This is a genomic window from Conexibacter sp. JCM 18997 (assembly GCF_055391915.1).
Genome location: NZ_AP043885.1, coordinates 1,530,170 through 1,555,524 on the forward strand (window position 1 = coordinate 1,530,170; position 25,355 = coordinate 1,555,524).

Below are 25,355 nucleotides of genomic sequence, written 5' to 3' on the forward strand. Positions count from 1 at the left end.
CGATGCCCGTGACCGAACCTGACGGGCTCGACACGGCGTCGCTGGGGCTTCCGCCCGACCTGGCGCTCGACTCGCTCGCGCTGGCCATCGAGGGCACGGCCACGGGCGTGTGGATGTGGGAGATCGAGACCGATCGCATCCACTGGACCCCGAACCTCGGTCCGCTGCACGGCCTGGACCGCGGCGAGGCGCCGGTCCGCTACGCCGACTGGGCGCAGCAGGTGCATCCGGAGGACCGGGCCGGCGTGGAGACCGCGATCGGCGACGCGGTCCGCGAGGGCAACGGGTTCGAGTTCGAGTTTCGCGCGGCCAACGCCGATCCCCCGCGCTGGCTGCACGCGCGGGCGCAGGTCCGGCGCGACGCCGACGGCCGCGCGATCGCCGTGATCGGCGTGACGCTCGACGTGACCGCGCGCCATCGCCGCGACGCCGAGCGCGAGCGGCTGACCGAGCGCCTGCGCGGCCTGCAGAAGGTCACCGACGTCACGCTGCACCACCTCGAGGTCGACGCGCTCCTGGAGGAGCTGCTGGCCCGCGTCAGCGAGGTGCTGGTCGCCGACATCGCCAAGGTGCTCCTGTACGACGAGCAGCACGCCGCGCTGACCGTGCGCGCCGCGCACGGCCTGCCGCCCGAGGCCGTCGCCGGCCTGCGCGTGCCCGCGGGCGCGGGGGTCGCCGGTCGCGTCGCCTCGGCCGGGCGCCCGCTGATCCTGTCGGGCGAGGCGACCCAGGACGCCGTGCTCGAGCACCTGCGCGATCCGGCCCGGTCGATCGCGGGCGTGCCGCTGCGCCTCGAGCACGAGGTCCTGGGCGTGCTGATCGTCTCCACGCTGGTGCGCACCTACGACGCGCACGACCTCGTGCTGCTCGAGCTCGTGGCCGACCGCGCCGCGCGGGCCATCCGCCAGCGCGAGCTGTACGAGACCGTGCGCGAGTCCGCGTTGTCGCTGCAGCGCAGCCTGCTGCCCGCCGCGCTGCCGATCGTCCCCGGGTTCGACGTCGCCGCGCGCTACGTGCCCGGCCAGGACGGCACGGAGGTCGGCGGCGACTGGTACGACCTGTTCACGCTGCCGGACGGCCGCGTGGGCGTGGTCGTCGGCGACGTGGTCGGGCGCGGGCTGAAGGCGGCGGCCCGGATGGGCACCGTGCGCACCGCGGTGCGCGCCTACGCGCTGGAGTCCACCTCCCCGGCCGAGGCGCTCGAGCGGCTCGATCGCTTCGTGGCCACCGAGGACCCGCTCGAGTTCACCACGCTCCTGGTCGCGTTCCTGGACCCGGTCACCGGCGTCACCCAGGTCAGCAGCGCCGGACACCTGCCGCCGCTGCGCCTGCACGGCGCCGGTGCGGCGCTGATCGACGTGCCCGCCGACCCCCCGCTCGGCGTCGCCGCCCAGGCGCGCCGCGAGCTGGAGCTGCGCCTGGACGCCGGCGACACGCTGCTGGCCTACACCGACGGGCTCGTCGAGCACCGCGACGCCGGGCTGGTCGACGGGCTGCGCCGGCTCGGGCTGATCACCTCCGATCGGGAGTCGGCCTCGATGCTCGTCGACCGCGCGCTGGGGACGCTGGCCGGAGGGGCCGACGACGACATCGTGGTCATCGCCGTGCGCCGGATCGGCGACGCCGTGCGCCACACCTACACGGCCGAGCCGCCCGCCGTCGCCGCGGCACGCCACGACGTGGCGACCTTCGCCCAGGACCACGGCGCCAGCGACGCGCTGTGCCGCGACCTCGCGTTGGCGGTCAGCGAGGCCTGCACGAACGTCGTCGTCCACGCCTACCGCCACCGCAGCGGTCCGCCAGGCCTGATGCACGTCGAGGTGGCCAGCGAGGGCCACGCCTTGCGCGTGACGGTCGAGGACGAGGGCTGCGGCGTGCGCCCGCGCGGCGACAGCCCCGGCGTCGGGCTCGGGCTGCAGATCATCGCCCGCACCACCGACGGCTTCGAGGTGCGCGAGGTGCCGGGCGGCGGCGCCCGCCTCGTGCTGCGCTTCGCGGGCGACCTACGATTGACAGCGTGAGCGCAGGCCACCAGCACGATCACGACGGCCATGACCACGCCGGTCACGGGCACGCCGGCCACAGCCATGGGGTGAGCGCCGACGCGGACGTCAGCAAGCTGGCGATCGCGCTCGTCCTGATCGTCGGCTTCATGCTCGTCGAGGTCGTCCTGGGCATCGTGTCCGGCTCGCTGGCGCTCCTGTCGGACGCCGCGCACATGCTCACCGACGCGGCCGCGATCGCGCTGTCGCTGGTGGCGATCCGCCTGGCCGCGCGGCCCGCGCGCGGCGCGATGACCTTCGGGCTCAAGCGCGTGGAGATCCTCAGCGCGCAGGCCAACGGTCTGACGCTGCTGATCCTGGCGGTGATCATCCTGATCGAGGCCGTCCGCCGGCTGATCTCGCCCCCCGAGGTCGAAGGCGGCCTCGTGCTGGCCGTCGCGCTGCTCGGCGTCGTGGTGAACATCGCCGCGACCTGGGTCCTGGCCCGGGCCAACCGCACGTCGCTGAACGTCGAGGGCGCCTTCCGCCACGTGCTGACCGACCTGTACGCGTTCATCGGAACGGCGATCGCCGGCGCCGTGATCCTGCTCACCGGGTTCGAGCGCGCCGACCCGATCGCCTCGATCCTGGTCGCCGCCCTGATGCTGCACTCCGCCTACGGCCTGCTGATCGCGTCGGGCCGGGTGTTCCTCGAGGCCGCTCCGCAGGGCCAGAGCCCGGACCAGATCGGCCGCGCCATGGCGTCCTGGGATGGCGTCGTGGAGGTGCACGACCTGCACGTCTGGGAGGTCACGTCCGGCTTCCCGGCGCTGTCGGCGCACGTCACCGTCAAGGGCGGCGCGGACTGCCACGGGATCCGCCGCGAGCTCGAGTCGATGCTGCACGAGCGCTTCACCATCGATCACACCACCTTGCAGGTCGACCACGAGAGCGACTCGCTCCTGCACCTCGAGGTCGCCGACGGCCTCGCTCCGCCGGCCGTCCCGTGAGCGCGGCGCCGGTCGCGCGGACCGGCGCGTGGCGCACGGACCTCGTGCGGCTCGCCGCCGTCCTGTCCGGCGCGGCCGCGGTCGTGCACCTCAGCGTCGCCCGGCTGCACTTCGACGAGTACTGGCTGTTCGGCGCCGGTTTCGTCGCCTCCGGCGTCCTGCAGCTCGGGTGGGCGGTGGCGATCTGGCGCCGCGGCGACGATCGGCGCCTGCTGCTGGCCGGCCTGGCGCTGCAGGCGGGGATCGCGCTCGTGTGGGTCATCTCCAGGACAGTCGGGCTGCCCTACGGACCGTCGGCCGGCGAGGCCGAGTCGATCGGGCCGCTCGACGCGCAGTGCACGTTCGACGAGCTGCTGATCGTCGCGCTGGGGCTCGTATCCCTCGTCACCGCCGCGCATGGCGACCGGCCCCGACCGCGCTTCGCCGTCGACGCGCTCGAGCTCGTCGCGCTGCTGGCCACCGCCGCGACGTGGTTCATGCTCGCCGCCGGTGCCGGACACGGTCACTGACCGGACGTTCAGAACCGTGTGGGCCGGGGTACCCCGGGCCACCATGAGCGCGGTCGACACCACCATCCTCACCACCGGCGTACCCAGCCGCGCCGGGTCCTTCCCGGTCCGGCGGCTGGGCGACCACCTCGCGGTCGTCCAGGCGGGCGCCCGCCTGGACGAGTCCACGGCGCGCGCCTTCGCCCACGCGGTCCTGCGCACCGCCCACGAGGGCGTCAGCGAGCTCGTGCTGGACCTGTCGGCCGTCCGGCACCACGCCTGGCCCGCCGTCTACGCGCTGTGCGAGCTCGAGGCCCACCTGATCGAGGCCTGCTGCGACCCGGTCGCGGTGGCCGCCGACGACCTGCTCGTGCGCGACCTGCAGGCCGTCGGGCTGGAGCGCGCCTGGATGCTGTTCCCCAACGTGCCCACCGCGCTGACCGAGCTGCTCGCGCGCCCGGTCTAGGCACTAGCCGTAGCCCGCGCCTCAGGACCCGCCGACAAGCGGGACGAAGCGCACGGCCTCCAGGATCTGGCGCTCGATCGCCTCGCCGTGTCGGCGCTCGAAGATGAGCTGGTCGTCGACCGGCGCGACCAGGCGCCCGCCGTCGGCCAGCTGGTCCTCGAGCGCCACCGGCAGGCCGCCACGCGCGCCCGCGGCGACGTTGATCGCCTCATACGGCGCCGCCGCCCGATGGCCCAGCGTGCCGTCGCCGTGCAGCACGGTGACGTTGGTGACACCGGCCCGGGCCAGGTTCTCCGCCGCCAGCGCGACCAGCGACGCGTGGCGCTCGATCGCCCACACGTGTCCGGCCAGCTGGGCGATCAGCGCGGCGTGCCAACCCGAGCCGCAGCCCACGTCGAGCACGCGCTCACGGCCCGTCAGCTCCAGCAGCTGCACCATCCGGGCCACGAGGAACGGCTGCGAGATCGACTGGCCGTCGGGCAGCGGGAGCGGCTCGTCCACGTAGGCGTCCTCGACGGCCAGCTCCGGCGCGAACAGCGCCCGCGGCACGCGCGCCATCGCCCGCAGGACGGTCTCGTCGATCCCGCGGCGGCGCAGCTCCACGTACAGCGCGCGCTCAGCTGGCTCCATCTGAGGCCAACGCTACTCCGGTTCAGCGCGGCGACATGAACGCCACGGCGGCTCCCAGGCCCGCGGCCCGGCGCAGCGTGGCGATGCGGCGTCCCGGCTGGACGGCCTCGCGCGGGTCGCTGACCAGCTCCGGGCCGAGCGACGCGCACGTGGCGTCCAGATCGCCGCAGCTGAAGGTGATGCCCCAGAACGCCGCCGGACCGTCGCCGTCGGGCGAGAACGGCCCGACGACCTCCAGCAGCGCGTCACCGATCACGTAGAAGCCCTGGCGCCCGCGGCCCTCGACCTCCCGCACGCGGCGGCACTCCAGGCCCCGGGCCGCCAGCGCGTCGGCGGTCCGCGTGAAGTCGGGCGTGGCCACGACGATGTGGTCGACGCCCGTCACCCCGTTGGGCTGCGGCGGCGCCGGCTCGCGCCGCCGCGCCCCGGAGTCGATCGTCCGCAGGCCGTCGATCGGGCCGCTCCCGGCCTCGCGCAGCGCCCAGCCCGCGATGCCCTCCTCCCCGCCCGCGCCGAGCTGCAGGCGGATCGCGCCGACGTCACAGCCGCCGTCCTCGCCGACGGCGAACCCCAACGCCGCCCACCGCGACGGTGGGTCGGCGATCAGGAGCTCGTCGAGCGTCGGGCCGGGCGCTATCGCGCCACCACGCGGAACGCGCCGCGCATGAACGGATGCACGCGGCAGAAGTACGTGTAGGTGCCGACCGACAGGTTCTTCGGCGTCTGCCAGGTGACGACGTTGGACGCCGCCGTGCGACCAGCCGGGCCGGTGCCCAGCTCGCCCGAGTCGAAGTCGACATCGCCGTTGGCCAGCGGGTAGGCGATGCCGGTGCTCTGGTTGCAGGGCGCCTTGCACGCGGTGATCGTGTGCCAGATCGTCTGGCTGTCGTCCAGGTTGCGGAAGGTCAGCGAGTTGCCCTGGGTGACGACCGGCGGCTTGCCGGCGGCCAGCGGGTTGGACAGGTCGCCCTGCTCGTACAGGAAGCCCTTGATGTCGATCTCGCCGGTCGGCGCCTTGCCGCTGGCCAGCTTGAGCGGGTTGGGCAGCCCGGAGGCCTTGCCACCGTGGTTGTCGTTCTCGGGCAGGTGGCCGTGGTTGAGCACGCCCTTGGTGTTCAACTGGCCGCTGAACGGGTCGATGCCCGTCGTGTCGCCGCCGGAGAAGGCAACCGGCATGATCGCCATCGACTCGTACCAGGACGCCTTGGAGACGTCGTAGGTGCCGGTCACCGACAACACGTCGCCCTTGCGCACCTGGACCTTCCAGTCGGCGGGCGTGTTCGTCATCGCCACGTCCCACGACACCGCGCCGGCCGGCTCGAAGTACTTGGCGTCGGAACGGAACAGGCGCACCGTCCTGCCGTCGCGGGTCAGGTAGAGGTCGGTGTGCAGGCCGCCCGGATGCAGGTGGCCGGCCGTGCCGACCAGCGTGCCGTCCTGGTCGACCGTCCACTGGTTGCGCTTGGGGCCGTTGCCGTAGGCGTCCGGATCGTCGGTCGGATAGGTGTACTGGCCCTTGCTGTCGGCGTCCTTGCGCAGCGCGTCGAACACCGGGTAGACGTTGTAGCCCTCGACGTCCATCCACTGGGTGCGCACGGACTTCATGCCCGCCGCCGCCGGGTCCGTCGCCGGCGTGAAGTCGATGTCGTAGGTCAGGTAGACCTTGGTCGGCGTCGGCGTCAGGTTGTGGACCATGTAGTTCATGATCCACTTCTGGCTGGGGTCGTAGCCGTAGCCGTAGCCCTTGGGCAGCCGGACCTCGGTCTTCTCCTCACCGGCCGCGTAGGTCGGATACCCGTTGACCAGCCACACGCCGTGGTGCAGGTGGACGACGTCGACGCCGGGGATCTTGCCGTTGACGAAGGTCAGGTTCGGCTTGAAGCGCGTGATGTAGCCGGGGACGTCGGGCTTCAGGCCGTTGGGCGCGAAGTCGATCGTGTTCTGGCCCGGCTTCACGTCGATCGGACCGAAGCGGTAGTGGATCGTCTCTGCCGAGGCGCTGGCCGACAGCAGCGCGCCGAGGGCAGCGACGCTCAGGATGGTGAGGAGCAGGCGACGCAGCATGGGGTCCTTGCAGTCTGACTGAAAGCTTCCGGGCAGGCGCCAGGGTAGCGATACCTAATGACGATTCGCACGTCGGGCCTTGCGCGCCCGCTTGGCGGCCGCGCGATCGCGCTGGCGCTGCTGCGTGGTGCGCCGGTGGTTCTCGGGCCCTTCCGGGTGCTCGGGGTCGGCCACGGGCGCGCGCCGGCGCGCGTCGCGCGAGATCCACATGCCGATCGCGACGATCAGCAGGATCCCGATGACGACGAGGGCGATCTCCTGGATGTTGCTCATGACCCGCGCCCAGTATGCCGTCCGAGACGCCCGAATCCCAGCGCCATGGCCAGGTTGCCGACGCCCGCGCCGACCAGCGCCACGCGGGCGCTGGGCCGGGTGATGGCCGGCGAGGTCGACCACACCACGTCGGTCAGCAGCTCGGTCCCGCGCAGCCAGGCCAGGCCCCACCAGTCGCGCGGCTCGCCCCGCGCCGCGGCGACCGCATGGCCGGCGGCGAAGGTCAGCCACACGGGCCCGTTGCGGCGGAACAGGGCCCGCGCGTCGGGGGACGGCGGGGCGTGCCCGAGGAGGCGCAGGGTCGCGTCGGGCGCCAGCAGCGCTCCGGTTCCCAGGGCCAGGTCGAAGGCGATCATCGCGCGGTTGACGTGGCGGGCCGCCGCATCCAGATCCATCGCGCTCGGGACCCTACACTCCACGCACCATGGCCAAGCAGCGACAGGTTCGCATCGAGCAGCGCAGTGCGCTCGCCGCGATGCAGCAGCTCGAGACCCGTTCCGACGACGAGTTGGAGATCGAGGCTCGTTCGGGCAAGTACAAGGCGGCGGCGAACGCCATCCTCGGCGCGCGCGCGTCCGAGCGCTACGACGCGAAGACCGCGCGGGAGTACTTCCGCAAGGCGATCGCGGCCGCGCGGCCGCAGGAGCGGATGCAGCTGCGCCGCATGGCCGATGCCTCGCTGGCGCTGGCCGAGCGTCGCGCCGGCGACCTGAAGACGTCGATGGAGCGCCTCGGTCAGGCGCCCCCGTCCAACCGTCAGCTGCTGCTGCTGCGCCTGATGGGCCTGGTCGCTCCGCCCCCGGGCTCCTCGCTGCTGCTGCGCGTGCGCGGCATCCTGCTGATCATCCTGATCGTCGTGGCCCTGATCGCCATCGGCCTGGGGATCGTCGAGCTGATCGCCCTGCCGTTCGGCGGCGTGGGCATCGGCGGCGGGCTGCTGCTCGGCGTCGTGCTGGTCATCGCCGTGCTCGGCGCGCTCGCGTTGCTCGGACGACGACGGCAGAACAAGGCCGCCGCCGCCCGCGCGGCGGGCTGACGTCGGCGGGGTTACTCCCCGCTGACGGTGGCCTTGGAGATGACGACCGGCTCGGAGGGCATGCCCGTGTTCTGGTCGGACGGGATCGCCTCGATCTTGGCCGCCGTCTCCAGGCCGTCGCCGGTGACCTTGCCGACCAGCGCGTAGTCGGGCGGCAGGCCCACGTCCTCGCCGGTGACGATGAAGAACTGGCTGCCCGAGGTCCCGGGCTTCTCGACCTCGGTCTTGGCCATGGCCACGACGCCCTTGGTGTAGGCCAGGTCCTTCGGCGGCGCCTCGACGACCTTGTAGCCGGGACCGCCGATGCCGGTGCCCTGCGGATCGCCGCCCTGGATCACGAAGCCGGGCACGATGCGGTGGAAGGACAGCCCGTCGTAGAAGCCCTGCTCGGCCAGCGAGGCGAACGAGCTGGCGGTCTTGGGCGCCCGCTTGGTGTCGAGCTCGATCGGGATCGTCCCGCAGTTGGTCTCCAGCGTGACCGTGACCGTCTGGCCGGCGGTGAGCTCCTTCGTCGGCTTCGTCGGCTTGGCGGTCTTGGGCTTGGCCGCGGCAACGGACTGGCAGCCGGTGTCGGACGCCGCGGTCGTCGGGGTGCTGGCCGCGGCCGTGCCGGCGGTCGAGCTGGACGAGCCGGAGTCGTCGCCGCCGCACCCGGCGACGGCGAGGGCGAGGACGGCGAGCAGCGGAAGGGTCAGGCGGCGCATGAGGCGCCAGGGTACGGCAGTCAGGCCGCGACCTTGGCCGGCTGGGCCGTCGGGCGCCGCTGGCCGGGGCGCGGGATCAGGCCGCAGGCCGCGAGCGCGACCAGCGACGCGATGCCGCTCATGATGAACGCGTTCGTGTAGCCGCTGCCGGCCGGGAAGCCGTCGTCGAGCACCTGCGAGGCCAGCAGCGAGGCGGCGACCTGGCCACCCACCGCGCCGCCGATCGAGCGCATGATCGTGTTGATGCCGGTGGCGATGCCCGTCTGCGTCGCGTCGACCGCGGCGACGACGAGGTTGGCCATCGCCGCGAACGCGAAGGCGATCCCGATGCCCAGCACCGCCGCGCCGAAGGCGATCGTCCAGATGTGGTCGTGCGCGAAGGCCAGGATCGCGAAGGCGAGGGCGCACAGCACGGCGCCGAGCGCCAGCGGGAGCCGCGAGCCCAGGCGCTGGCCCAGCCAGCCGGCCGCCGGCCCGGCGAAGAGCATGACCAGCGCGCTGGGCAGCATCACCAGGCCCGCGCCGGTGGCGCTGAGGCCGAACCCGTAGCCGGTGGACTTGGGCGCCTCGACCAGCTGGGGAATCAGGATGTAGGAGCCGAACATCGCGAAGCCGACGGCGAAGCCCGCCAGGTTGGGGCTCCACACCGCGCGGCGCGCCATCAGCGCGATGTCGACCAGCGGCTCCGGGAAGCGCCGCTCGTAGGCGACGAAGACCACGCCGATGACCACGCCGCCGACGATCAGGCCGATGACGCCGGCCGACAGCCAGCCCCAGTCCGGCCCCTGCGAGACGCCGAGCAGGATCGCGGCCAGCGCCAGCGAGAGCAGCGCGCCCCCGCCCCAGTCGATGCGCGCCTGCACGCGCACCGGCGACTCCGGGACGTAGCGCCAGGTGGCCCACGCGGCGAAGGCCGTGACGACCACCGAGATCCAGAACAGCCAGGCCACCGACAGGTGGTCGACGCACACGCCGGCGAGCACCAGGCCGACGCCACCGCCGATGCCGAACGTCGAGCTGAGCGTGCCGATCGCCTGCGCGACGCGCTCGGGTGGGAACTCGTCGCGGACGATGCCGAAGGCCAGCGGGAAGATCGCGCCGCCGGTGCCCTGGATCACCCGGCCGACGATCAGCAGACCGATCGAGTCCGACCCGATCGCGCAGACCATCGACCCGATGCCGAAGACCACGAGCGCGATCAGCAGCATGCGCTCCTTGCCGTACATGTCCCCCAGGCGCCCGAGCAGCGGCGTCGCCACGCTGGAGGAGAGCAGGAACGCGGTCAGCAACCAGGTGACCGTCGCCTCGCTCGTGCCCGTGTCCTCCTGGATGGCCGGCAGCGCCGGGATGATCACCGTCTGCGCGAGCGCGTAGGCCAGGGCCGCCGCGACCAGGATCAGCAGCGTGCGCGACGGATGCGCCCGGGCGTCAGCGACCGTGGGCTCGTGGTGGGCCATCGGTTGAAACCGTAAACCATTCGCTAGCTAGCGAACCCCGCGGTCAGGTGGGTGCACTAGCGTCCTCGTGCCGCATGTCCCGCCCGGTCCGCCTCATCGTCAACCCGTCCTCCGGGGGCGGCCGTGCCATGGAGGCGCTGCCGCGGGCGGAGCTCGCCCTCACCCACCTCGGGCTGACCTACGCGGTCCACCCCACGACGTCGCTGGAGCACGGGCGCGAGCTCGCGCGCGCGGGCGCCGAGAACGGCGAGCTCGTCGCGACGCTCTCGGGCGACGGGCTGGTCGGCGCCGTCGCGGGGGCGATGGCCGGCCTCCCCGGCGCGGTGCTCGGCGTGCTGCCCGGAGGCCGCGGCAACGACCTGGCCCGCGTGCTCGGGATCCCGCGCGACGACATCGACGCCGCCTGCGCGATCCTGCGCGACGGGATCGAGCGCCCGCTCGACCTGGGCCGCGTCGACGGGGCGCCGTTCGTGGGCATCGCCTCGCTCGGCCTGGACTCCGATGCCAATCGCATCGCCAACGAGGCGCCGTCCTGGCTGGGTCCGATGGCCTACGCCTACGCGGCGCTGCGGGCGATCGCCACCTGGGAGCCGGCCACGTTCTCGATCACCGTCGACGCGGAACCGGAGCTGACGGTCCGCGGCTGGAGCGTGGGCCTGTGCAACAACAAGGCCTACGGGGGCGGGATGTACGTGGCGCCCGACGCCGAGCTCGACGACGGGCTGCTGGATCTCGTCTACGCGGCCGACATGTCCAAGTGGCGCTTCGGCACGAAGATGCTGCCCGCGGCGTTCAAGGGGAAGGCGGGCGAGCTGCCCGAGGTGACGACGCGGCGGGTGCGCACCGCGCGCGTCAGCGCCGACCGCCCGTTCGTCGTCTACGCCGACGGCGATCCGATCGGCCAGCTGCCCGCCACCTTCACCATCGAGCCCGCCGCCGTCCGGGTCATGGTGCCGCGCTCGTCATGAGGGCGCAGGCCGCGCTGGCCCGAACGGTCGGGGCGCTCTCGCGGCGCACCGGACGCGGCGGCACCTCGCTGCCGGGCAAGCTCCTGCTGCGCATGGCGCCCGACGCGATCGGCCGTCTGGGCGCCGACCTCCGCGACGGCTCGGTGGTGCTGTCGGCCACCAACGGCAAGACGACCACGGCGGCGATGGTCGCCTCGATCCTGGAGCGCCGCGGCACGGCGCTCGTGCACAACCGGGCCGGCGCGAACATGGCCGGCGGCGTGGCCACCGCGCTGCTGGACGCACGCGGGCGCGGCGACCTGGGCCTGTTCGAGGTCGACGAGTTCTGGCTCGGCCAGGTGACCGATCAGCTGCGCCCGCGCGCGCTGCTGCTGGCCAACCTGTTCCGCGACCAGCTCGATCGCTACGGCGAGCTGGAGACGATCGCCGACCGCTGGCAGGAGGTGGTCGCCGCGGCGTCGCAGCGGGGCACGCAGCTCGTGCTCAACGCCGACGACCCGCTCGTCGCCGATCTCGGCCGCGACGTGCCCGCCGAGCGACGCATCCACTTCGGCGTCGAGGACGTCTCGCTGGCGCTCCCCGGGCTCCAGCACGCCGCCGACTCCAAGCACTGCCGCCGCTGCGGGAAGCCCTACGTCTACGACGCGGTCCTGCTCGGCCACCTCGGCCACTACCACTGCCCCACCGGCGACGCGACGCGGCCCAGCCCCTCGGTCTACGCCCGCGAGGTCGAGCTGCACGGCGTGCGCGACGCGGCCTTCACGCTGGTCACGCCCGCCGGCGAGCGCCGGATCGCGCTGCCGCTTCCCGGTCTCTACAACGTCTACAACGCGCTGGCCGCCGCCGCGCTGGCCGGCGTGCTGAGCGCCTCCCTGGACGAGATCGCCGCCGGCCTGGAGGCCGTCGCCCCCGCCTTCGGCCGGGCCGAGACCGTCGCGCTCGGCGACCGGCCGATGACGCTGCTGCTGATCAAGAACCCGGCGGGCGCCAACGAGGTGCTGCGCACGCTCCTGCTCGAGGACGGCGAGCACGACGTCTTCGCGGTCCTCAACGACAACATCGCCGACGGGCGCGACGTCTCGTGGGTGTGGGACGCCGACTTCGAGCTGCTGGCCGGCCGCGTGCGCCGCGCGACGTGCTCGGGCACGCGCGCCGCGGAGCTGGCCGTACGGCTGAAGTACGCCGGCGTCCCGGCCGACCGGATCGTCGTCGAGCCCGAGCTCGAGCGCGGCCTGGACGCCGCGATCGCGGCCGGTGCCGGACCGCTGTACGCGCTGCCCACCTACACCGCGATGCTGGCGCTGCGCGACGTGCTGACCCGCCGGGGCGTGGCCCGCAGCTCGTGGAAGGGCGCGGGATGACGCCCGAGGTGGTGATCTGGCACGACGTCGAGTGCGGCGCCTACGACGCCGACATCGGGCTGTGGCGCGAGCTGGCCGCCGACGCCGACGGGCCGCTGCTCGACGTGGGCGCCGGCACCGGGCGCGTGGCGCTGGACCTCGCCCGCCAGGGCCACGACGTGATCGCCCTCGACGCCGATCCCGACCTCAGCGCCGAGCTGGAGCGGCGCGCGCGGGCCGCTCGCGTCGACGTCGAGGTCGTCTGCGCCGATGCCCGCGACTTCACGCTGGAGCGCGAGGTGGCGATGGTGCTCGTCCCGATGCAGACGCTGCAGCTGCTGGGCGGCCCGGACGGTCGCGCCGGGTTCCTGCGCTGCGCCGCGCGCCATCTGCGTCCGGGCGGGCTGCTGGCCGCCGCGCTGGCCGATGCGCTGGAGGGCGAGCTGGAGATCGGCGAAGGCCAGGTGTTCAACCCGCTCCCGGACATCCGCGAGATCGACGGCACCGTCTACGCCTCGCACCCGGTCGGCCTGCGCCGCGAGGTCGGTGGCGTGGTGATCGAGCGCATCCGCGAGGTCGTCGCACCCGACGGGCAGCGCAGCGCGACGGCCAACGAGATCCGCCTGGACGCGGTCGACGCGGCCACCGTCGCGCTCGAGGCCGCCGGGCTGGCCTTCGACGCCCGCCCGCCGCTGGCCGTGCCCGCCACCGACGACTACGTCGGCTCGGAGGTGGTGGTCCTGTGCCGCACCTGAGGGTCTGCGCGCTGTATCCGGACGTGATGAACATCTACGCCGACCGCGGCAACCTGCTCGTCCTGCAGCAGCGCTGCGCCTGGCGGGGCATCGACTTCACGCTGTCGGGCGCCGGGTTCGGCGAGGGCATCGACCCCGACGCCCACGATCTGTTCTACATCGGCGGCGGCCAGGACCGCGACCAGGAGCTGTGCGCGGCCGACATGCTGGCCACCAAGCGCGACGCGCTGGCCGCCGCGGCCGACGCCAACCGGCTGCTGCTCGGCGTGTGCGGCGGCTACCAGCTGCTCGGGCACGCCTACGCGCTGGCCGATCGCGAGCTGCCCGGCCTGGGCCTGGTCGACCTGCGCACCCACCGGGTGGAGGGACCGCGCCTGATCGGCAACGTGGCCATCGAGGTCGAGCTGGACGGCACCACCGGCGTCCTGGCCGGCTTCGAGAACCACGCCGGTCGCACCGCGCTGGGCGCCGACGCCCGGCCGCTGGGGCGCGTCCTGCACGGCCACGGCAACGACGGCGCCTCGGGCTTCGAAGGCGTCCGCCGGGCCAACGTGATCGGCACCTACCTGCACGGGCCGCTGCTGCCGAAGAACGCCTGGTTCGCCGATTGGCTGATCGCCACGGCGCTGGGCGGCGTAGCCCTGGAACCGCTCGACGATGCGTTCGAGGACGATGCGCATGCGTCGGCCCGGCGTGCTGCGGGCATGTAGCGCGAGACGACCGGGTCGCCCGGTACGATTCAAAACCCGATCGGGATTATTGAGAATTGACCGACCCGGCCTCCCTCCAGTTCGACGATGTCAGCAAGCAGTACCCCGGCTCTGACGCGCCCGTCATCTGCAACCTCTCGTTCGAGGTCCCGGCCGGTGAGATCTGCGTGCTGGTGGGTCCGTCCGGCTGCGGCAAGACGACCGCGATGCGCATGGTCAACCGGATGGTCGACATCTCCTCCGGCGACATCCGCATCGGCGGGCGCAGCGTGCGCGACCGCGAGCCGGCCCAGCTGCGCCGCGAGATCGGCTACGTGATCCAGCAGATCGGCCTGTTCCCGCACCAGACGATCGCCGAGAACGTGGCCGCCGTGCCCAAGCTGCTGGGCTGGGACGGCAAGCGCACCGACGCGCGCGTGGCCGAGCTGCTCGATCTCGTCGGGCTCGATCCCGCGCTGGGCCGCCGCTACCCCGCGCAGCTGTCGGGAGGCCAGCGCCAACGCGTGGGCGTGGCCCGCGCGCTGGCCTGCGATCCGCCGCTGATGCTCATGGACGAGCCGTTCGGCGCCATCGACCCGATCAACCGCGAGCGCCTGCAGAACGAGTTCCTGCGCCTCCAGGCCCAGCTGCGCAAGACGATCGTCTTCGTCACCCACGACATCGACGAGGCGATCAAGATGGGCGACAAGGTCGCGGTGATGAAGGTCGGCGGGATCCTGGCCCAGTACGCCACGCCGGCCGAGCTGCTGGTCTCACCCGCCGACGACTTCGTCGAGGACTTCGTCGGCGCCGACCGCGCGCTCAAGCGTCTGGCCCTGCTGCGCGTGCGCGACCTGGATCTGTGGGAGGCGCCGCTGGTGCGCGAGGGCGAGCCGACCGCCGCCGCCCGCGAGCGTGCCGCCGCGTCCGAGGTCCCCTATCCCCTGCTGGTCGACGGCGATGGCCGGCCGCTGGGCTGGCTGTCGGAGCGCGATCTGGCCCGCACCGACACGGTCAGCCGGCCCGCCGACTCCCCCGCGGTCCCGCTGATCGATCGCGACAACGTGCTGCGCGACGCGCTGGCCGAGATCCTCCAGGCCGGGACCCAGTACGCGCCGGTGGTCGACGCGCGCGGCGCGGTCGTCGGCGTGCTGTCCGTCGAGATCATCAGCCACCTGCTGGCCGAGCGCGACATCCGGGAGGAGAGCCCGCCGGAGCGGGCCGGGGTGAGCGAGACGTGATCGCCCAGCTGGTCATCCACGACCGCAGCGCCGACGGCGGCGGGGGCGGCGACAGCTGCGTCGCCAACAACGGCTTCTGCCCGTCGTGGATCGTCGACAACCTCGACCGCTACCTGCACCCGTTCTGGCAGCACGTGTACCTGTCGGTGATCGCGGTCGTGTGCGGCTTCGTGATCGCGTTCGCGCTGGCGCTGATCGCCCACCGCCGCCACTGGCTGATCGGGCCGATCGTCGGCGTCACCGGGGTGCTCTACACGCTGCCGTCGATCGCCGTCTTCTTCCTGCTGCAGCCGCTGACCGGCCGCGGCGCCTTCACGGCGCTGATCGCGCTGACCTCCTACACGCTGCTGATCCTGTTTCGCAACATCATCACCGGCCTGCAGAACGTCCCGGTGGAGACGGTCGACGCCGCCCGCGGGATCGGATTCACCGACCGCCAGGTGCTGTGGAAGGTCGAGCTGCCCCTGGCGCTGCCCGAGATCATCGCCGGCCTGCGCATCGCCGCGACGACGACGGTCGGGCTGGCCACGCTGGCCTTCTTCGCCGGCGCCGGCGGGCTGGGCGGCGAGATCTTCGCCGACATCACCTTCAAGTCCAACGTCGTCGTGGCCGGGCTGCTCTGCCTGCTGCTGGCCATCGCCTTCGACGTGATCCTGCTCGGTGTCCAGCGCCTGCTGACGCCGTGGATGCGTGCCGCCGGCGGCGAGCGCAAGCGCCGCACGCGGCCCTGGATGGTCCGCCGGGAGGCCACCGCCTGATGAGCCAGTTCGGCGGCGCCATCGACTTCATCATCCACTCGCGCGAGTCGCAGGCCGGCGGCGCGCAGATCGGCGGCGACCAGCTGCTGCCGCTGCTGGGCAAGCACCTCGAGCTGACCGCCGTCTCGGTGGCCATCGCGGTGATCATCGCCGTGCCGCTGGCGCTGTGGCTGGGCCACATCGGCAAGGGCGAGTTCCTGGCCACCTCGATCGCCAACGTGGGCCGCGCCGTCCCCAGCCTCGCGCTGATCGCCTTCTTCGTGGCCTACCTCGGCGTCGGCTTCACCAACGTGACGCTCGCGCTCGTCCTGCTGGCCATCCCGCCGATCCTCACCAACACCTACGTCGGCGTCAGACAGGTCGACCGCGAGACGGTCGACGCGGCCCGGGGGATCGGCATGTCCGGCACCCAGATCGTCCGCCGCGTCGAGCTGCCGCTGGCCATGCCGCTGGTCATGGGCGGCGTGCGCACCTCCGTCGTCAACGTGATCGCCACCGCCACGATCGCGCCGCTGGCCGGCGTGCTCACCCTCGGCGACCCGATCATCGCCGGCGGCGTCTACGGCGACGAAGGCCGCCTCGGCGCCGCGATCCTCGTCGCGCTGCTCGCCGTGGCCGCCGAGGCGTTGTTCGCTCTGCTCCAGCGGGCCGCGGTTCCGCGCGGCATCCGCATCTCCCAACAGCCCTCAGGAGGCACGACCTGATGAGACAGACCACCCTGGCCGTGATGGCCGCCGCCGCAATCGCGCTGGTCGGCGTCGGTTGCGGCTCCGACGACGACAGCTCCACGTCGAGCGCCACGGGCGGCGCGACGTCGACCGCCGCGGCCCCCGCCACGACCGGCTCCGACACCACGGCGGCCAGCAGCACGCAGATCCAGTCCAACCCCGACAACTCCGCGACCAACATCACGGTCGGCTCCAAGAACTTCACCGAGCAGAAGATCCTCGGCGAGATCTACGCCCAGGCGCTGGAGGCCGCGGGCTACACGGTCGACACCGAGCTGAACCTCGGCGACGAGAAGACCGCGCTGAAGGCCCTCAAGGACGGGCAGATCGACGCCTATCCGGAGTACACCGGCACGGCGCTGCTGTCGTTCTTCAACACGCCCACCGACGAGCTGGAGGGCATCGACTCCCAGCAGGCCTACGACATGGTCAAGACCGACTTCGCCAAGGACGGCATCGACGCGCTGCCGCCGACGCCGTTCACGAACTCCAACGAGGTCGCGGTCAGCGCCGAGACCGCGGAGAAGCTCGGGCTGAAGTCGATCTCCGACCTGAAGGGCAAGTCGCAGGACCTGACGCTGTACGGCACGCCGGAGTGCCGCCAGCGCAACGACTGCCTGCTCGGGCTGGAGAACACCTACGGGCTGAAGTTCAAGAAGTTCGTGCCCGTCGATCCCGCGCTGCGCCACGAGGTGCTCGAGAAGGGGCAGGCCGACGTGTCGATCGTCTACACGACCGACCCGCAGATCAAGCGCGACGGTGAGGTGCTGCTCAGCGACGACAAGCACATCTTCCCGCCGTACAACTCGACGTTCCTCGTCACGCAGGACTTCATCGACAAGGCCGGCCCGGATCTGCAGAAGACGATCGAGACGGTCAACCAGGGCCTCACCGCCCCGGCCATCCAGGAGCTGATCGCCCGCGTCGATCTCGACAAGGAGACCCCGGCCGACGTGGCCAAGGCCTACCTGCAGGAGTCGGGCTACACCGGCTGAGTGCCGCTAGCGGCCTGACGAGCCGAAGCCGCCGGCGGCCCGATCCGTCGGCGGCAGCTCGTCCAGCTCCACCAGGTCGGGCGCCTCGATGCGCGTGACCACCAGCTGGGCGATGCGATCGCCCGGGGCGATCTCGAAGGTCGCCTCGCGGTCGGTGTTGAGCAGCAGGACGCGGATCTCCCCGCGATAGCCCGCGTCGATCAGGCCGGGCGCGTTGACCAGCGAGATGCCGTGCTGGGCGGCCAGCCCGGAGCGCGGCAGCACCAGCCCCGCATGGCGGGACGGGAGCTCGATGGCGATGCCCGTCGACACCGCGGCCCGGGCACCGGGCGCCAGGGTGACCGCCTCGACGGCGTACAGGTCCAGGCCGGCGTCGTCGTCGTGCGCGCGGGTGGGCATGCGCGCGTCCGGGCGCAGCCGCTGGATGGCGAGCCTCATGCGCTGAAGGCAGCGAAGCGGTCGGCGACCGTGGGCGGGACGGTCGCGCGAATGCGCACGCCCTCGGCGGTGTCCTCGCGCTCGAGGTCGCCGGCGATCTCGTGCAGCTCGGCCAGGCGGCCGCCCTCGGCGTAGGGCAGCAGGACGTCGATGCGGCGCAGGGTCTTGGCGAATGCCTCCTCGATCTGCTCGCGTAGCGTGTCGAGGTTCTCGCCGGTGGCGGCGGAGACGAGGATGCCGTCGGGGTGGCGGAAGCTCAGCTCGCGGCGGCGCTCGTCGTCCAGCGCGTCGGCCTTGTTGAGCACGAGCAGTCGCGGCCGCTCGCCGGCGCCGATCTCGTCCAGGACGTCGTCGACCGCCTTGAGCATCACGTCGACCTCCTCCTCGGGCGCCGACGCGTCGACGACGTGGAGGATCAGGTCGGCCAGCTTCGTCTCGTCCAGCGTGGCGCCGAACGCGTCGACCAGCTGGTGGGGCAGCTTCTTGATGAACCCGACGGTGTCGGTCATCAGGTAGCGCTTGCCGGCGATCTCCATCGAGCGCGTGGTCGGGTCGAGCGTGTGGAAGAGGCGGTCGCGCACGCCGACTTCCGCGCCGGTCAGCGCGTTGAGCAGCGTCGACTTGCCCGCGTTGGTGTAGCCGGCCAGGGCGACCTGCGGCACGTGCGCGCGGTCGCGCTCGGCGCGCATGGTCGCGCGCGCGCCCTTGACCTCGGCCAGACGGCGGCGCAGCGCGGTGATGCGGTCGCGGGCCAGGCGGCGGTCGGTCTCGATCTGCGTCTCGCCCGGTCCGCGGGTCAGGGTGCCGCCGCCCGCCGCGCTGAGGCGCTCGAGGTGGGTCCACAGCCCACGCATGCGGGCCATGTTGTACTGCAGCTGGGCGAGCTCGACCTGCAGCTTGCCCTCGGCCGTGTTGGCGTGATCGGCGAAGATGCCGAGGATCACGGCGGTGCGGTCGACCACCGCGATGCCCAGCTCCTTCTCCAGGTTGCGCTCCTGGCGCGGGGTCAGCTCGTCGTCGCAGGCGATGACGTTGGCGTCCAGCCGCTTGGCCAGCGCCTTGACCTCCTCGAGCTTGCCCTGCCCGAGGTAGGTGTTGGGGTGCGGCTTCTCGCGATGCTGGATCTCCTGGCCGACGACGGCCACGCCGGCGGTGCGCAGCAGCTCGCTGAGCTCGGACAGGTCTTCGCCCTCGGGCAGCGCGGCGATCATCAGCGCACGCTGACGCGCGCGACCGGGGGTCGCGCCGTTGGCTGCGTGGGTCTCGGTCTTGCGCCCGTGTCTGCCGCGGTCCATTCCCGATTCATTCTAGGGTCCGCCCATGCCCATCACCGAGGTCAACGGGGTCCCCTACGCGTACGTCGACGAGGGGTCCGGCCCGCTCGTCCTGTTCGGTCACGGTCTGCTGGCCAACAAGCAGATGTTCCGGGCCCAGATCGACGCGCTGCGCGACCGCTATCGCTGCGTCTCGCTCGACTGGCCCGCGCACGGCGAATCGAGCTGGCGGGCGACCGGGTTCGGCTTCGACGATCTGGTGCAGGACACCGTCGCGCTGCTGCGCGTGCTGGGCCAGACGCCCGCCGTGCTCGTCGGGCTCTCGCAGGGCGGCATGGTCTTCATGCGCCTGGCCTACCGCTACCCGGAGCTGGTGCGCGGCCTGGTGCTGCTCGACACCACCGCCGGCCCGGAGAACCCCGAGGCCAAGCCCGCCTACGAGCAGCTCGCGGTGATGATGCGCGACGGCGACGAGCCCACCCGCGAGCAGGCCATCGGCGCGGCCTCGATGGTGCTGTTCGGCGAGCCGTGGCGCACCGCGCGGCCGGACATGCTCGCGCTGGAGCAGCAGCTGATGCTCCAGATCCCGCGCGACGGCGGCTATCTGGCCGCCCGCGCGGTGTTCGACCGCGACGACGTGCACGACCAGGTCACGGCGATCCGCACCCCGACGCTCGTGCTGACCGGCGAGGATGACATGGCCACGCCGCCCGACCTCGGACGCCGGCTGGCCGACGCGATCCCGGGCGCGCGCTTCGAGCTGATCCCCGCGGCCGGGCACCACTCGCCGATCGAGAACCCCAGCGCGGTGACCGCCGAGCTCGAGCTCTTCCTGGCCAATCTCCACGGGTAGTGTGCGCGGCCGGATGACGGCCGAACTCTCCGATCGCCTGGCCCGCCGCACGCTCGAGCTGGTCAACGTGCGCTCGCCGTCGCGGGCGGAGGACCCGCTGGCCTCGCACCTGCTGCACGTCCTGCACGCGGGCGGCGTGACCGCCCGCGACGCTGGCGACACCTGCGTGCTGGCCGGCGTCACGGCCCGCCGCGACCGCCCGCTCGTGCTGCTGGCCGGCCACCTCGACACGGTGCCCGAGCAGGGCAACCTCCCCGGGCGCATCGCCGACGGTCGCGTGCTGGGGCTGGGCACCACCGACATGAAGGGCGCCGACGCCGTCATGCTCGAGCTGGCCCTGGCCGCCCTGGACACCGCCGTCGACGTCGGGTTCGTGTGGTTCGGGCGCGAGGAGCTGCCGTTCGGCGACAGCGCGCTGACGCCGCTGCTGGAGCGCGAGCCCGGTCTGCGCACCGCGGACCTGGTCGTGGTCATGGAGCCGACCGGCAACCGCCTCCAGCTCGGGTGCCTGGGCAACGTCAACGCCACCTGGACCTTCACCGGGCGTGCCGGGCACTCGGCTCGCCCATGGCTGGCCGACAACGCGATCCACCGCCTGGCCGAGGGCGTCCACGCCCTGGCGCAGGTCCCCCACGAGGTGCACGCGTTCGGCGGCCTGGAGTACCGCGAAGTGGTGTCGACCACGACGATCAGCGGCGGCGTCGCGCTCAACGTGGTGCCGGCCACGGCGGTCGCGCAGGTCAACCACCGCTACCCGCCGGGACGCTCGATGGCCGCCGCCGAGGCGCGCCTGCACGAGTGGTGCGATCCGTACGGCGAGCTGGCCGTCACCGGCCACGCGCCCTCCGGGCCGGTCCCGGTGGGCAACCCGCTGGTGGATCGCCTGACCGGGCTGGTCGGCGAGCCCGAGCCCAAGCAGGCCTGGACCCCGGTGGCCGAGTTCGGCGCCGCCGGCGTCGACGCCGTCAACTTCGGCCCGGGCGACCCGGCGTTCGCGCACACGGTCGACGAGCAGGTGTCGATCGAGGCGCTCGTCCGCTCCTACGCCGTCCTGGAACAGCTGCTGTGTCGCTGAACCCGGCCATCGCCGCGATGGGCACGTACCCGTTCGTGCGCCTGGCCGAGGCCCGCGAGCGGGTCGCGGCCGCCGGCGTGACGCTGATCGACTTCGGCGTCGGCGAGCCGCGCGAGGAGACGCCGCCCTTCATCCGGCGCGCGCTGTGCGAGGCGGTCGAGGCCGAGCCCGTGTCGCCCTACCCGGCCGCCGCGGGCCTGCCCGAGCTGCGCACCTCGATCGCGGGCTGGGTCGCGCGCCGGTTCGGCGCCACGATCGATCCCGACACCGAGGTGATCCCCTCCTACGGCTCCAAGGAGGCGATCTACGGCCTCGCGCAGATCGCGGCCCAGCCCGGCGAGGTGATCGCGGCCGCCACGCCCGGCTACCCCGTGCCGGAGCGTTCCGCCGCGGTGGCCGGGGTCGACGTGGCCGCGCTGGCCACCAGCGCGGCGGGCGGGTGGCTGCCCGACCTCGACGCGGTGCCCTGGGACCGGCTGGCCGTCCTGTGGATCGCCTCGCCGGCCAACCCGACGGGCGCCGTGGCCTCGCTGGACTACCTCGAGCAGGCGGCGGCGCGCTGCCGCGCGGCGGGCGCGCTGCTGGCCGTCGACGAGGCGTACGTCGAGCTGTGGTTCGACGGCGACGCGCCACCGTCGGCGCTGCAGCTGGCCGATCGGACCGGGGTCCTGTCCTTCCACTCGCTGTCCAAGCGCTCGTCGATGCCGGGCTACCGGTCGGGTTTCGTGGCCGGGGACCCGGCGTGGATCGGCGTGCTGCGCAAGCACCGCCCCAACGTCGGGACGGCGCCGCAGCGGTTTCTCCAGCGCGCGTCGATCGCCGCCTGGGACGACGACGCCCACGTCGTGCAGACCCGCGAGCGCTACGCCCGCAAGCGCGCGGTGCTGCTGCCGGCGCTGGAGGCGGCGGGGCTGGAGCTGGTCGGCGGCCCGGCCTCGTTCTTCCTGTGGCTGGCGGTGCCCGACGGCGACGACGAGGCGTTCGCCGCCCGCTGGCTGGAGCGGGGCCTGGTGATGGCGCCGGGGTCGTACCTGGGCGCCGGTGGCGAGGGCCACGTGCGCGTCGCGCTCGTGCCGACCGTCGCCGAGTGCGAGCAGGCGGCCGCGCTGTTGCGGGCGGGATAAGGTCACAGGCGATGCCGCGTACCGCTTCCGCCATTGGCCTGGCCACGATCGACACCGCCACCGGCGGCATGCTCGAGGTCTTCTACCCCGCCCCGGTTCTGTCCGATGAGCCGACGCGTGTCGAGCTGGCCACGCCGCCCGACGACGCCGTTCGGGCCGTGCAGTTCGAGATGGTCCAGACGACGATCTTCGACCTCGATGCCGCGCCCACGCGCGTGCCGGACGCCTACCTGCGCCTGCACCTGCTGTCCCACCGACTGGTCAAGCCCCACGAGGTCAACCTGGACGGGATCTTCGGCGTGCTGCCCAACGTGGCCTGGACGTCGCGCGGCCCCGTCCCGCTGGAGCGCATCGGCGAGGTCCAGCTGGCGGCGCGGTCGCAGGGCGAGTGGCTGACCGTGTTCGGCGTCGACAAGTTCCCGCGCATGGTCGACTACGTCGTGCCCTCCGGCGTGCGCATCGCCGACGCCGACCGCGTGCGCCTCGGCGCCCATCTGGCGCCCGGCACCACCGTCATGCACGAGGGCTTCGTCAACTACAACGCGGGCACGCTCGGCGAGTCGATGGTCGAAGGCCGCATCAGCGCTGGCGTGGTCGTCGGCAACGGCACCGACATCGGCGGCGGCGCCTCGATCATGGGCACCCTGTCGGGCGGCGGCAAGCAGGTTATCTCCCTGGGCGAGCGCTGCCTGCTCGGCGCCAACGCCGGCCTGGGGATCCCGCTGGGCGACGACTGCGTGATCGAGGCCGGCCTCTACATCACCGCCGGCACCCGCGTGACGATGCCCGACGACAGCGTGGTCAAGGCCCGCGACCTCGCGGGCCAGTCCAACCTCCTGTTCCGCCGCGACAGCCAGACCGGCGCCGTCGTCGCCGTGCCGCGCAGCGGCAGCTGGGGCGGCCTCAACGCCGCCCTGCACGCCAACGACTGAGGCGACGGCCGGCAGATGGACCAGCAGGACGTCCGCCGCTTCGCGCTCGCGCTCCCGGGCGCCGAGGAGCATGACCACCACGGGCGGCCGTCGTTCCGGGTCGGCACGAAGCTGTTCGTGACGATGCCCGAGGCGGGCCGGGCCAACCTCCGCCTGCCGATGGACGAGCACCGAGCGCTGATCGCGCAGCGGCCCGACGTCTTCACGGACGTCGTGTGGGGCCAGCTGCACCGCACCGGCGTGGATCTCGCCGCGGTGCCGGCCGACGAGCTGGGCGAGCTCGTCGAGCTGGCCTGGGCCGAGGTCGCGCCGAAGAAGCTCGTGCGCGAGCGATTCGGCTAGAGGTCGATCTCCCCCGCGAACACGGGCACGGCCCAGCCGGTCAGGTCGACGTGCAGGTCGTCCTCGACGTCGACCAGGAGCTCTCCCCCGTCGAGCTTGACCGTGACCGGCGAATCGCCGCCGCGGACGACGTGGGCCACGGCAGCGCCGGTCGCGCCGGTGCCGCTGGACAGGGTCTCGCCGACGCCGCGTTCGAAGATGCGCGCCCGGATCGTGGCGTCGTCGATCGGGGCCCAGAAGGACACGTTCGTGCGGTTGGGGAACGCCGGGGCGTGTTCGATCCGCGGGCCGATCGCCGACAGGTCGATGGCATCCGGGTCGTCGACGCGGATCGCGCACTGCGGGTTGCCGATCGAGACGAACTGGAACTCCATGCCCACGATCTCGCCCCGGCCGTCGTCGGTGCCGCTCGGGTAGTCCTTGAGCGAGTGCAGCGAGGCCCGGCCCATGTCCACGCGGCAGTGGGTCTCGTCGAGGATCGTCGGGCGGATCTCGCCGGCGATCGTGCGGATCGAGAACTGCCGCCGGTCGGTCCAGCCCCGGCGGTACAGGTACATGATCGCCTCGCGCGCGCCGTTGCCCGACAGCTCGGCCTCCGAGCCGTCGGGGTTGAAGATCCGCAGGTCGGCCACGAACCCCGGCTCGTCGATCTCCTCCAGCACCAGCACGCCATCGGCGCCGATCCCGAAGTGGCGATGGCACAGCGCGCGCACCTGCTCGGCGCTCAGCGGCGCGGCCAGACGGCGGGCCTCGACGATCAGGTAGTCGTTCCCCAGCGCCTGCCACTTCTCGAACGGGATGGAGGTCATGCGGCGTCCGACAGTAGCCCCGCGGCCGCCTCCTGGGGTGAGCGGTCGGTCAGGTCGACCAGCTCCACCCCGGGCAGCTTGCGCATCCAGGTCAGCTGACGGCGGGCGTAGTTGCGCGTGCGGCGCTTCATCGCCTCGACATCGCCCGCGAGCAGATCGGGAAAACCGAGCGCCTTGCGGGCGGTCTCCGACGCGCCTGCGGCGTTGGCGGCCCGCACCTCCTCGATCGCGCCCGCCGCGACCATCGCGTCGACCCGCGCGTCGATGCGCGCGTACAGCGCCTCGCGGTCCATCGTCACCCCGAACAGCCGCGTCGGGTGACGCGTCTGCTCCGTCCACAGCTGGTTGGGCTTGCGTTCGTCGGGTGGCTCCAGCTCGCCCAGATCGTCGAGCTCGAGCAGGCGGACGATGCGATGCGCGTCGTTGGGGGCGACGCCGTCGGCCGCCCAGGCGGCCCGGCGGCGCAGCTCGGCGTGCAGTGCGGGTGCGCCCTCGCGCTGGAGCGCGTCGGTCCAGCGGGCCCGGATCTCGTCGGGCGCGACCGGGCGCAGCTCGAGCTCGGCCAGGGCGGCGCGCAGGTACAGGCCGGTGCCGCCGACGACGATCGGTGTGCGTCCCGCGTCCAGCAGACCGTCGATCTCGGCGTGGGCCAGCCGCGCGTGCTCGGCGACGGAGAAGCGCGCATCGACGGGGACGAACGACACCAGCCGGTGCTCGAGACGGGCCTGCTCGGCGAGGCTGGCCACGCCGGTCAGGACCTCCAGGCCGCGGTACACCTGCAGGGCGTCGGCGGAGATCGCCACCGGGTCGTCGCCGCGCGTGCGCAGGAGGTCGGCGATCGCGATGGCCAGCGCCGTCTTGCCCACGCCGGTGGGGCCGAAGACGGCCAGGACGGTTCCAGACGCGGGCATCGCGCGCAGCGTA

The 25,355-nt window shown here is 73.0% G+C and carries 29 protein-coding genes; 18 read left to right on the top strand and 11 right to left on the bottom strand.

Annotated features, from left to right (window positions below; all coding sequences use genetic code 11):
* Positions 1–8 precede the first annotated feature (8 nt).
* Genes ACZ5UI_RS07955 through ACZ5UI_RS07970 form a run of 4 tightly spaced genes read left to right on the top strand, consistent with a single transcriptional unit; the run spans position 9 to position 3,946 of the window.
* Positions 9–2,021: an ATP-binding SpoIIE family protein phosphatase gene (locus ACZ5UI_RS07955; protein ID WP_464195991.1), complete on the top strand. Its 2,013-nt coding sequence runs from the start codon at positions 9–11 to the stop codon at positions 2,019–2,021.
* Positions 2,018–2,992 (top strand): cation diffusion facilitator family transporter, encoded by a 975-nt coding sequence (locus ACZ5UI_RS07960; RefSeq protein WP_464195993.1) that lies wholly within the window; start codon positions 2,018–2,020, stop codon positions 2,990–2,992. Before ACZ5UI_RS07955 ends, ACZ5UI_RS07960 begins: the two co-directional genes overlap by 4 nt.
* On the top strand, positions 2,989–3,501 hold the full coding sequence (locus ACZ5UI_RS07965) for a hypothetical protein (RefSeq protein WP_464195995.1): 513 nt from the start codon (positions 2,989–2,991) through the stop codon (positions 3,499–3,501). The genes ACZ5UI_RS07960 and ACZ5UI_RS07965 overlap by 4 nt, the downstream gene beginning before the upstream one ends.
* A 43-nt stretch (positions 3,502–3,544) precedes the next feature.
* Positions 3,545–3,946, top strand: a complete 402-nt coding sequence (locus tag ACZ5UI_RS07970; protein WP_464195997.1) for a hypothetical protein — start codon at positions 3,545–3,547, stop codon at positions 3,944–3,946.
* Positions 3,947–3,967: 21 nt separating this feature from the next.
* Here the strand turns inward: ACZ5UI_RS07970 and ACZ5UI_RS07975 are convergent, their stop codons facing one another.
* The 5 genes from ACZ5UI_RS07975 to ACZ5UI_RS07995 are packed head-to-tail and all read right to left on the bottom strand — an operon-like array spanning position 3,968 to position 7,308.
* The gene (locus tag ACZ5UI_RS07975) at positions 3,968–4,576 is read right to left on the bottom strand and encodes a protein-L-isoaspartate(D-aspartate) O-methyltransferase (RefSeq protein ID WP_464195999.1); all 609 of its coding nucleotides are present in this window, start codon (positions 4,574–4,576) and stop codon (positions 3,968–3,970) included.
* A 22-nt stretch (positions 4,577–4,598) separates the two neighbouring features.
* Complete coding sequence (locus tag ACZ5UI_RS07980) at positions 4,599–5,150, bottom strand: glyoxalase (RefSeq protein WP_464196001.1); 552 nt, start codon at positions 5,148–5,150, stop codon at positions 4,599–4,601.
* Between the two features lie 59 nt (positions 5,151–5,209).
* Entirely contained in the window at positions 5,210–6,640 is a 1,431-nt protein-coding gene (locus tag ACZ5UI_RS07985; RefSeq protein WP_464196003.1) for a cupredoxin domain-containing protein, read from the bottom strand.
* 54 nt (positions 6,641–6,694) lie between these two features.
* Positions 6,695–6,913 carry a hypothetical protein gene (locus ACZ5UI_RS07990; protein ID WP_464196005.1) on the bottom strand — a complete coding sequence of 73 codons (219 nt, stop codon included), beginning with the start codon at positions 6,911–6,913 and terminating at the stop codon, positions 6,695–6,697.
* On the bottom strand, positions 6,910–7,308 hold the full coding sequence (locus ACZ5UI_RS07995) for a hypothetical protein (RefSeq protein WP_464196007.1): 399 nt from the start codon (positions 7,306–7,308) through the stop codon (positions 6,910–6,912). Before ACZ5UI_RS07995 ends, ACZ5UI_RS07990 begins: the two co-directional genes overlap by 4 nt.
* A 29-nt stretch (positions 7,309–7,337) precedes the next feature.
* On the opposite strand from ACZ5UI_RS07995, the gene ACZ5UI_RS08000 reads away from it, so the two are divergent.
* Positions 7,338–7,949, top strand: coding sequence for a hypothetical protein (locus ACZ5UI_RS08000; RefSeq protein WP_464196009.1), 612 nt, complete (start codon positions 7,338–7,340; stop codon positions 7,947–7,949).
* 11 nt (positions 7,950–7,960) lie between these two features.
* On the opposite strand, the gene ACZ5UI_RS08005 is transcribed toward ACZ5UI_RS08000, so the two are convergent.
* Together ACZ5UI_RS08005 and ACZ5UI_RS08010 are read right to left on the bottom strand one after the other, a co-directional pair.
* Positions 7,961–8,653 carry a peptidylprolyl isomerase gene (locus ACZ5UI_RS08005; RefSeq protein WP_464196011.1) on the bottom strand — a complete coding sequence of 231 codons (693 nt, stop codon included), beginning with the start codon at positions 8,651–8,653 and terminating at the stop codon, positions 7,961–7,963.
* Between the two features lie 20 nt (positions 8,654–8,673).
* Positions 8,674–10,110, bottom strand: a complete 1,437-nt coding sequence (locus tag ACZ5UI_RS08010; protein WP_464196013.1) for an MFS transporter — start codon at positions 10,108–10,110, stop codon at positions 8,674–8,676.
* Positions 10,111–10,184: 74 nt separating this feature from the next.
* Between ACZ5UI_RS08010 and ACZ5UI_RS08015 the strand changes: the two genes are divergently transcribed.
* The 8 genes from ACZ5UI_RS08015 to ACZ5UI_RS08050 are packed head-to-tail and all read left to right on the top strand — an operon-like array spanning position 10,185 to position 17,584.
* Positions 10,185–11,078 (top strand): diacylglycerol/lipid kinase family protein, encoded by an 894-nt coding sequence (locus ACZ5UI_RS08015; protein ID WP_464196015.1) that lies wholly within the window; start codon positions 10,185–10,187, stop codon positions 11,076–11,078.
* Complete coding sequence (locus ACZ5UI_RS08020; RefSeq protein WP_464196017.1) at positions 11,075–12,439, top strand: MurT ligase domain-containing protein; 1,365 nt, start codon at positions 11,075–11,077, stop codon at positions 12,437–12,439. The genes ACZ5UI_RS08015 and ACZ5UI_RS08020 overlap by 4 nt, the downstream gene beginning before the upstream one ends.
* Positions 12,436–13,173: a class I SAM-dependent methyltransferase gene (locus tag ACZ5UI_RS08025; RefSeq protein ID WP_464196019.1), complete on the top strand. Its 738-nt coding sequence runs from the start codon at positions 12,436–12,438 to the stop codon at positions 13,171–13,173. Before ACZ5UI_RS08020 ends, ACZ5UI_RS08025 begins: the two co-directional genes overlap by 4 nt.
* Complete coding sequence (locus ACZ5UI_RS08030; RefSeq protein WP_464196021.1) at positions 13,161–13,883, top strand: type 1 glutamine amidotransferase; 723 nt, start codon at positions 13,161–13,163, stop codon at positions 13,881–13,883. The genes ACZ5UI_RS08025 and ACZ5UI_RS08030 overlap by 13 nt, the downstream gene beginning before the upstream one ends.
* Before the next feature lie 56 nt (positions 13,884–13,939).
* Positions 13,940–15,103 carry an ABC transporter ATP-binding protein gene (locus tag ACZ5UI_RS08035; RefSeq protein ID WP_464196024.1) on the top strand — a complete coding sequence of 388 codons (1,164 nt, stop codon included), beginning with the start codon at positions 13,940–13,942 and terminating at the stop codon, positions 15,101–15,103.
* Positions 15,100–15,861, top strand: coding sequence for an ABC transporter permease (locus tag ACZ5UI_RS08040; protein WP_464196026.1), 762 nt, complete (start codon positions 15,100–15,102; stop codon positions 15,859–15,861). The genes ACZ5UI_RS08035 and ACZ5UI_RS08040 overlap by 4 nt, the downstream gene beginning before the upstream one ends.
* A complete protein-coding gene (locus tag ACZ5UI_RS08045; RefSeq protein WP_464196028.1) occupies positions 15,861–16,565 on the top strand; it encodes an ABC transporter permease in 705 nt (234 codons plus the stop codon). Before ACZ5UI_RS08040 ends, ACZ5UI_RS08045 begins: the two co-directional genes overlap by 1 nt.
* Entirely contained in the window at positions 16,565–17,584 is a 1,020-nt protein-coding gene (locus ACZ5UI_RS08050; protein ID WP_464196030.1) for a glycine betaine ABC transporter substrate-binding protein, read from the top strand. Before ACZ5UI_RS08045 ends, ACZ5UI_RS08050 begins: the two co-directional genes overlap by 1 nt.
* 6 nt (positions 17,585–17,590) lie before the next feature.
* On the opposite strand, the gene dut is transcribed toward ACZ5UI_RS08050, so the two are convergent.
* Positions 17,591–18,022: a dUTP diphosphatase gene (dut, locus tag ACZ5UI_RS08055; RefSeq protein ID WP_464196032.1), complete on the bottom strand. Its 432-nt coding sequence runs from the start codon at positions 18,020–18,022 to the stop codon at positions 17,591–17,593.
* Positions 18,019–19,317, bottom strand: coding sequence for a GTPase HflX (hflX, locus tag ACZ5UI_RS08060; protein ID WP_464196034.1), 1,299 nt, complete (start codon positions 19,315–19,317; stop codon positions 18,019–18,021). The genes dut and hflX overlap by 4 nt, the downstream gene beginning before the upstream one ends.
* A 25-nt stretch (positions 19,318–19,342) precedes the next feature.
* On the opposite strand from hflX, the gene ACZ5UI_RS08065 reads away from it, so the two are divergent.
* Genes ACZ5UI_RS08065 through ACZ5UI_RS08085 form a run of 5 tightly spaced genes read left to right on the top strand, consistent with a single transcriptional unit; the run spans position 19,343 to position 23,622 of the window.
* On the top strand, positions 19,343–20,149 hold the full coding sequence (locus ACZ5UI_RS08065) for an alpha/beta fold hydrolase (protein WP_464196036.1): 807 nt from the start codon (positions 19,343–19,345) through the stop codon (positions 20,147–20,149).
* A 13-nt stretch (positions 20,150–20,162) separates the two neighbouring features.
* On the top strand, positions 20,163–21,224 hold the full coding sequence (gene dapE / locus ACZ5UI_RS08070; protein WP_464196038.1) for a succinyl-diaminopimelate desuccinylase: 1,062 nt from the start codon (positions 20,163–20,165) through the stop codon (positions 21,222–21,224).
* Complete coding sequence (locus ACZ5UI_RS08075; protein ID WP_464196040.1) at positions 21,215–22,348, top strand: pyridoxal phosphate-dependent aminotransferase; 1,134 nt, start codon at positions 21,215–21,217, stop codon at positions 22,346–22,348. The genes dapE and ACZ5UI_RS08075 overlap by 10 nt, the downstream gene beginning before the upstream one ends.
* Positions 22,349–22,359: 11 nt before the next feature.
* Positions 22,360–23,280: a 2,3,4,5-tetrahydropyridine-2,6-dicarboxylate N-succinyltransferase gene (gene dapD, locus ACZ5UI_RS08080; RefSeq protein ID WP_464196042.1), complete on the top strand. Its 921-nt coding sequence runs from the start codon at positions 22,360–22,362 to the stop codon at positions 23,278–23,280.
* 15 nt (positions 23,281–23,295) lie between these two features.
* Positions 23,296–23,622, top strand: coding sequence for an MmcQ/YjbR family DNA-binding protein (locus ACZ5UI_RS08085; RefSeq protein ID WP_464196044.1), 327 nt, complete (start codon positions 23,296–23,298; stop codon positions 23,620–23,622).
* Here the strand turns inward: ACZ5UI_RS08085 and dapF are convergent.
* Together dapF and miaA are read right to left on the bottom strand one after the other, a co-directional pair.
* Complete coding sequence (gene dapF / locus ACZ5UI_RS08090; RefSeq protein ID WP_464196046.1) at positions 23,619–24,431, bottom strand: diaminopimelate epimerase; 813 nt, start codon at positions 24,429–24,431, stop codon at positions 23,619–23,621. The genes ACZ5UI_RS08085 and dapF overlap by 4 nt on opposite strands.
* Positions 24,428–25,342 carry a tRNA (adenosine(37)-N6)-dimethylallyltransferase MiaA gene (gene miaA, locus ACZ5UI_RS08095; RefSeq protein WP_464196048.1) on the bottom strand — a complete coding sequence of 305 codons (915 nt, stop codon included), beginning with the start codon at positions 25,340–25,342 and terminating at the stop codon, positions 24,428–24,430. Before miaA ends, dapF begins: the two co-directional genes overlap by 4 nt.
* Between the last annotated feature and the right edge of the window lie 13 nt (positions 25,343–25,355).

Excerpts from the sequence above, each read along its gene's own strand:
- ACZ5UI_RS07970 (WP_464195997.1), top strand. The coding sequence starts at position 3,545 with ATGAGCGCGGTCGACACCACCATCCTCACCACCGGCGTACCCAGCCGC.
- ACZ5UI_RS07975 (WP_464195999.1), bottom strand. The coding sequence starts at position 4,576 with ATGGAGCCAGCTGAGCGCGCGCTGTACGTGGAGCTGCGCCGCCGCGGG.
- ACZ5UI_RS07985 (WP_464196003.1), bottom strand. The coding sequence starts at position 6,640 with ATGCTGCGTCGCCTGCTCCTCACCATCCTGAGCGTCGCTGCCCTCGGC.
- ACZ5UI_RS07990 (WP_464196005.1), bottom strand. The coding sequence starts at position 6,913 with ATGAGCAACATCCAGGAGATCGCCCTCGTCGTCATCGGGATCCTGCTG.
- ACZ5UI_RS07995 (WP_464196007.1), bottom strand. The coding sequence starts at position 7,308 with ATGGATCTGGATGCGGCGGCCCGCCACGTCAACCGCGCGATGATCGCC.
- ACZ5UI_RS08000 (WP_464196009.1), top strand. The coding sequence starts at position 7,338 with ATGGCCAAGCAGCGACAGGTTCGCATCGAGCAGCGCAGTGCGCTCGCC.
- ACZ5UI_RS08005 (WP_464196011.1), bottom strand. The coding sequence starts at position 8,653 with ATGCGCCGCCTGACCCTTCCGCTGCTCGCCGTCCTCGCCCTCGCCGTC.
- ACZ5UI_RS08010 (WP_464196013.1), bottom strand. The coding sequence starts at position 10,110 with ATGGCCCACCACGAGCCCACGGTCGCTGACGCCCGGGCGCATCCGTCG.
- ACZ5UI_RS08015 (WP_464196015.1), top strand. The coding sequence starts at position 10,185 with ATGTCCCGCCCGGTCCGCCTCATCGTCAACCCGTCCTCCGGGGGCGGC.
- ACZ5UI_RS08020 (WP_464196017.1), top strand. The coding sequence starts at position 11,075 with ATGAGGGCGCAGGCCGCGCTGGCCCGAACGGTCGGGGCGCTCTCGCGG.
- ACZ5UI_RS08025 (WP_464196019.1), top strand. The coding sequence starts at position 12,436 with ATGACGCCCGAGGTGGTGATCTGGCACGACGTCGAGTGCGGCGCCTAC.
- ACZ5UI_RS08045 (WP_464196028.1), top strand. The coding sequence starts at position 15,861 with ATGAGCCAGTTCGGCGGCGCCATCGACTTCATCATCCACTCGCGCGAG.
- ACZ5UI_RS08050 (WP_464196030.1), top strand. The coding sequence starts at position 16,565 with ATGAGACAGACCACCCTGGCCGTGATGGCCGCCGCCGCAATCGCGCTG.
- dut (WP_464196032.1), bottom strand. The coding sequence starts at position 18,022 with ATGAGGCTCGCCATCCAGCGGCTGCGCCCGGACGCGCGCATGCCCACC.
- hflX (WP_464196034.1), bottom strand. The coding sequence starts at position 19,317 with ATGGACCGCGGCAGACACGGGCGCAAGACCGAGACCCACGCAGCCAAC.
- ACZ5UI_RS08065 (WP_464196036.1), top strand. The coding sequence starts at position 19,343 with ATGCCCATCACCGAGGTCAACGGGGTCCCCTACGCGTACGTCGACGAG.
- dapE (WP_464196038.1), top strand. The coding sequence starts at position 20,163 with ATGACGGCCGAACTCTCCGATCGCCTGGCCCGCCGCACGCTCGAGCTG.
- dapD (WP_464196042.1), top strand. The coding sequence starts at position 22,360 with ATGCCGCGTACCGCTTCCGCCATTGGCCTGGCCACGATCGACACCGCC.
- ACZ5UI_RS08085 (WP_464196044.1), top strand. The coding sequence starts at position 23,296 with ATGGACCAGCAGGACGTCCGCCGCTTCGCGCTCGCGCTCCCGGGCGCC.
- dapF (WP_464196046.1), bottom strand. The coding sequence starts at position 24,431 with ATGACCTCCATCCCGTTCGAGAAGTGGCAGGCGCTGGGGAACGACTAC.
- miaA (WP_464196048.1), bottom strand. The coding sequence starts at position 25,342 with ATGCCCGCGTCTGGAACCGTCCTGGCCGTCTTCGGCCCCACCGGCGTG.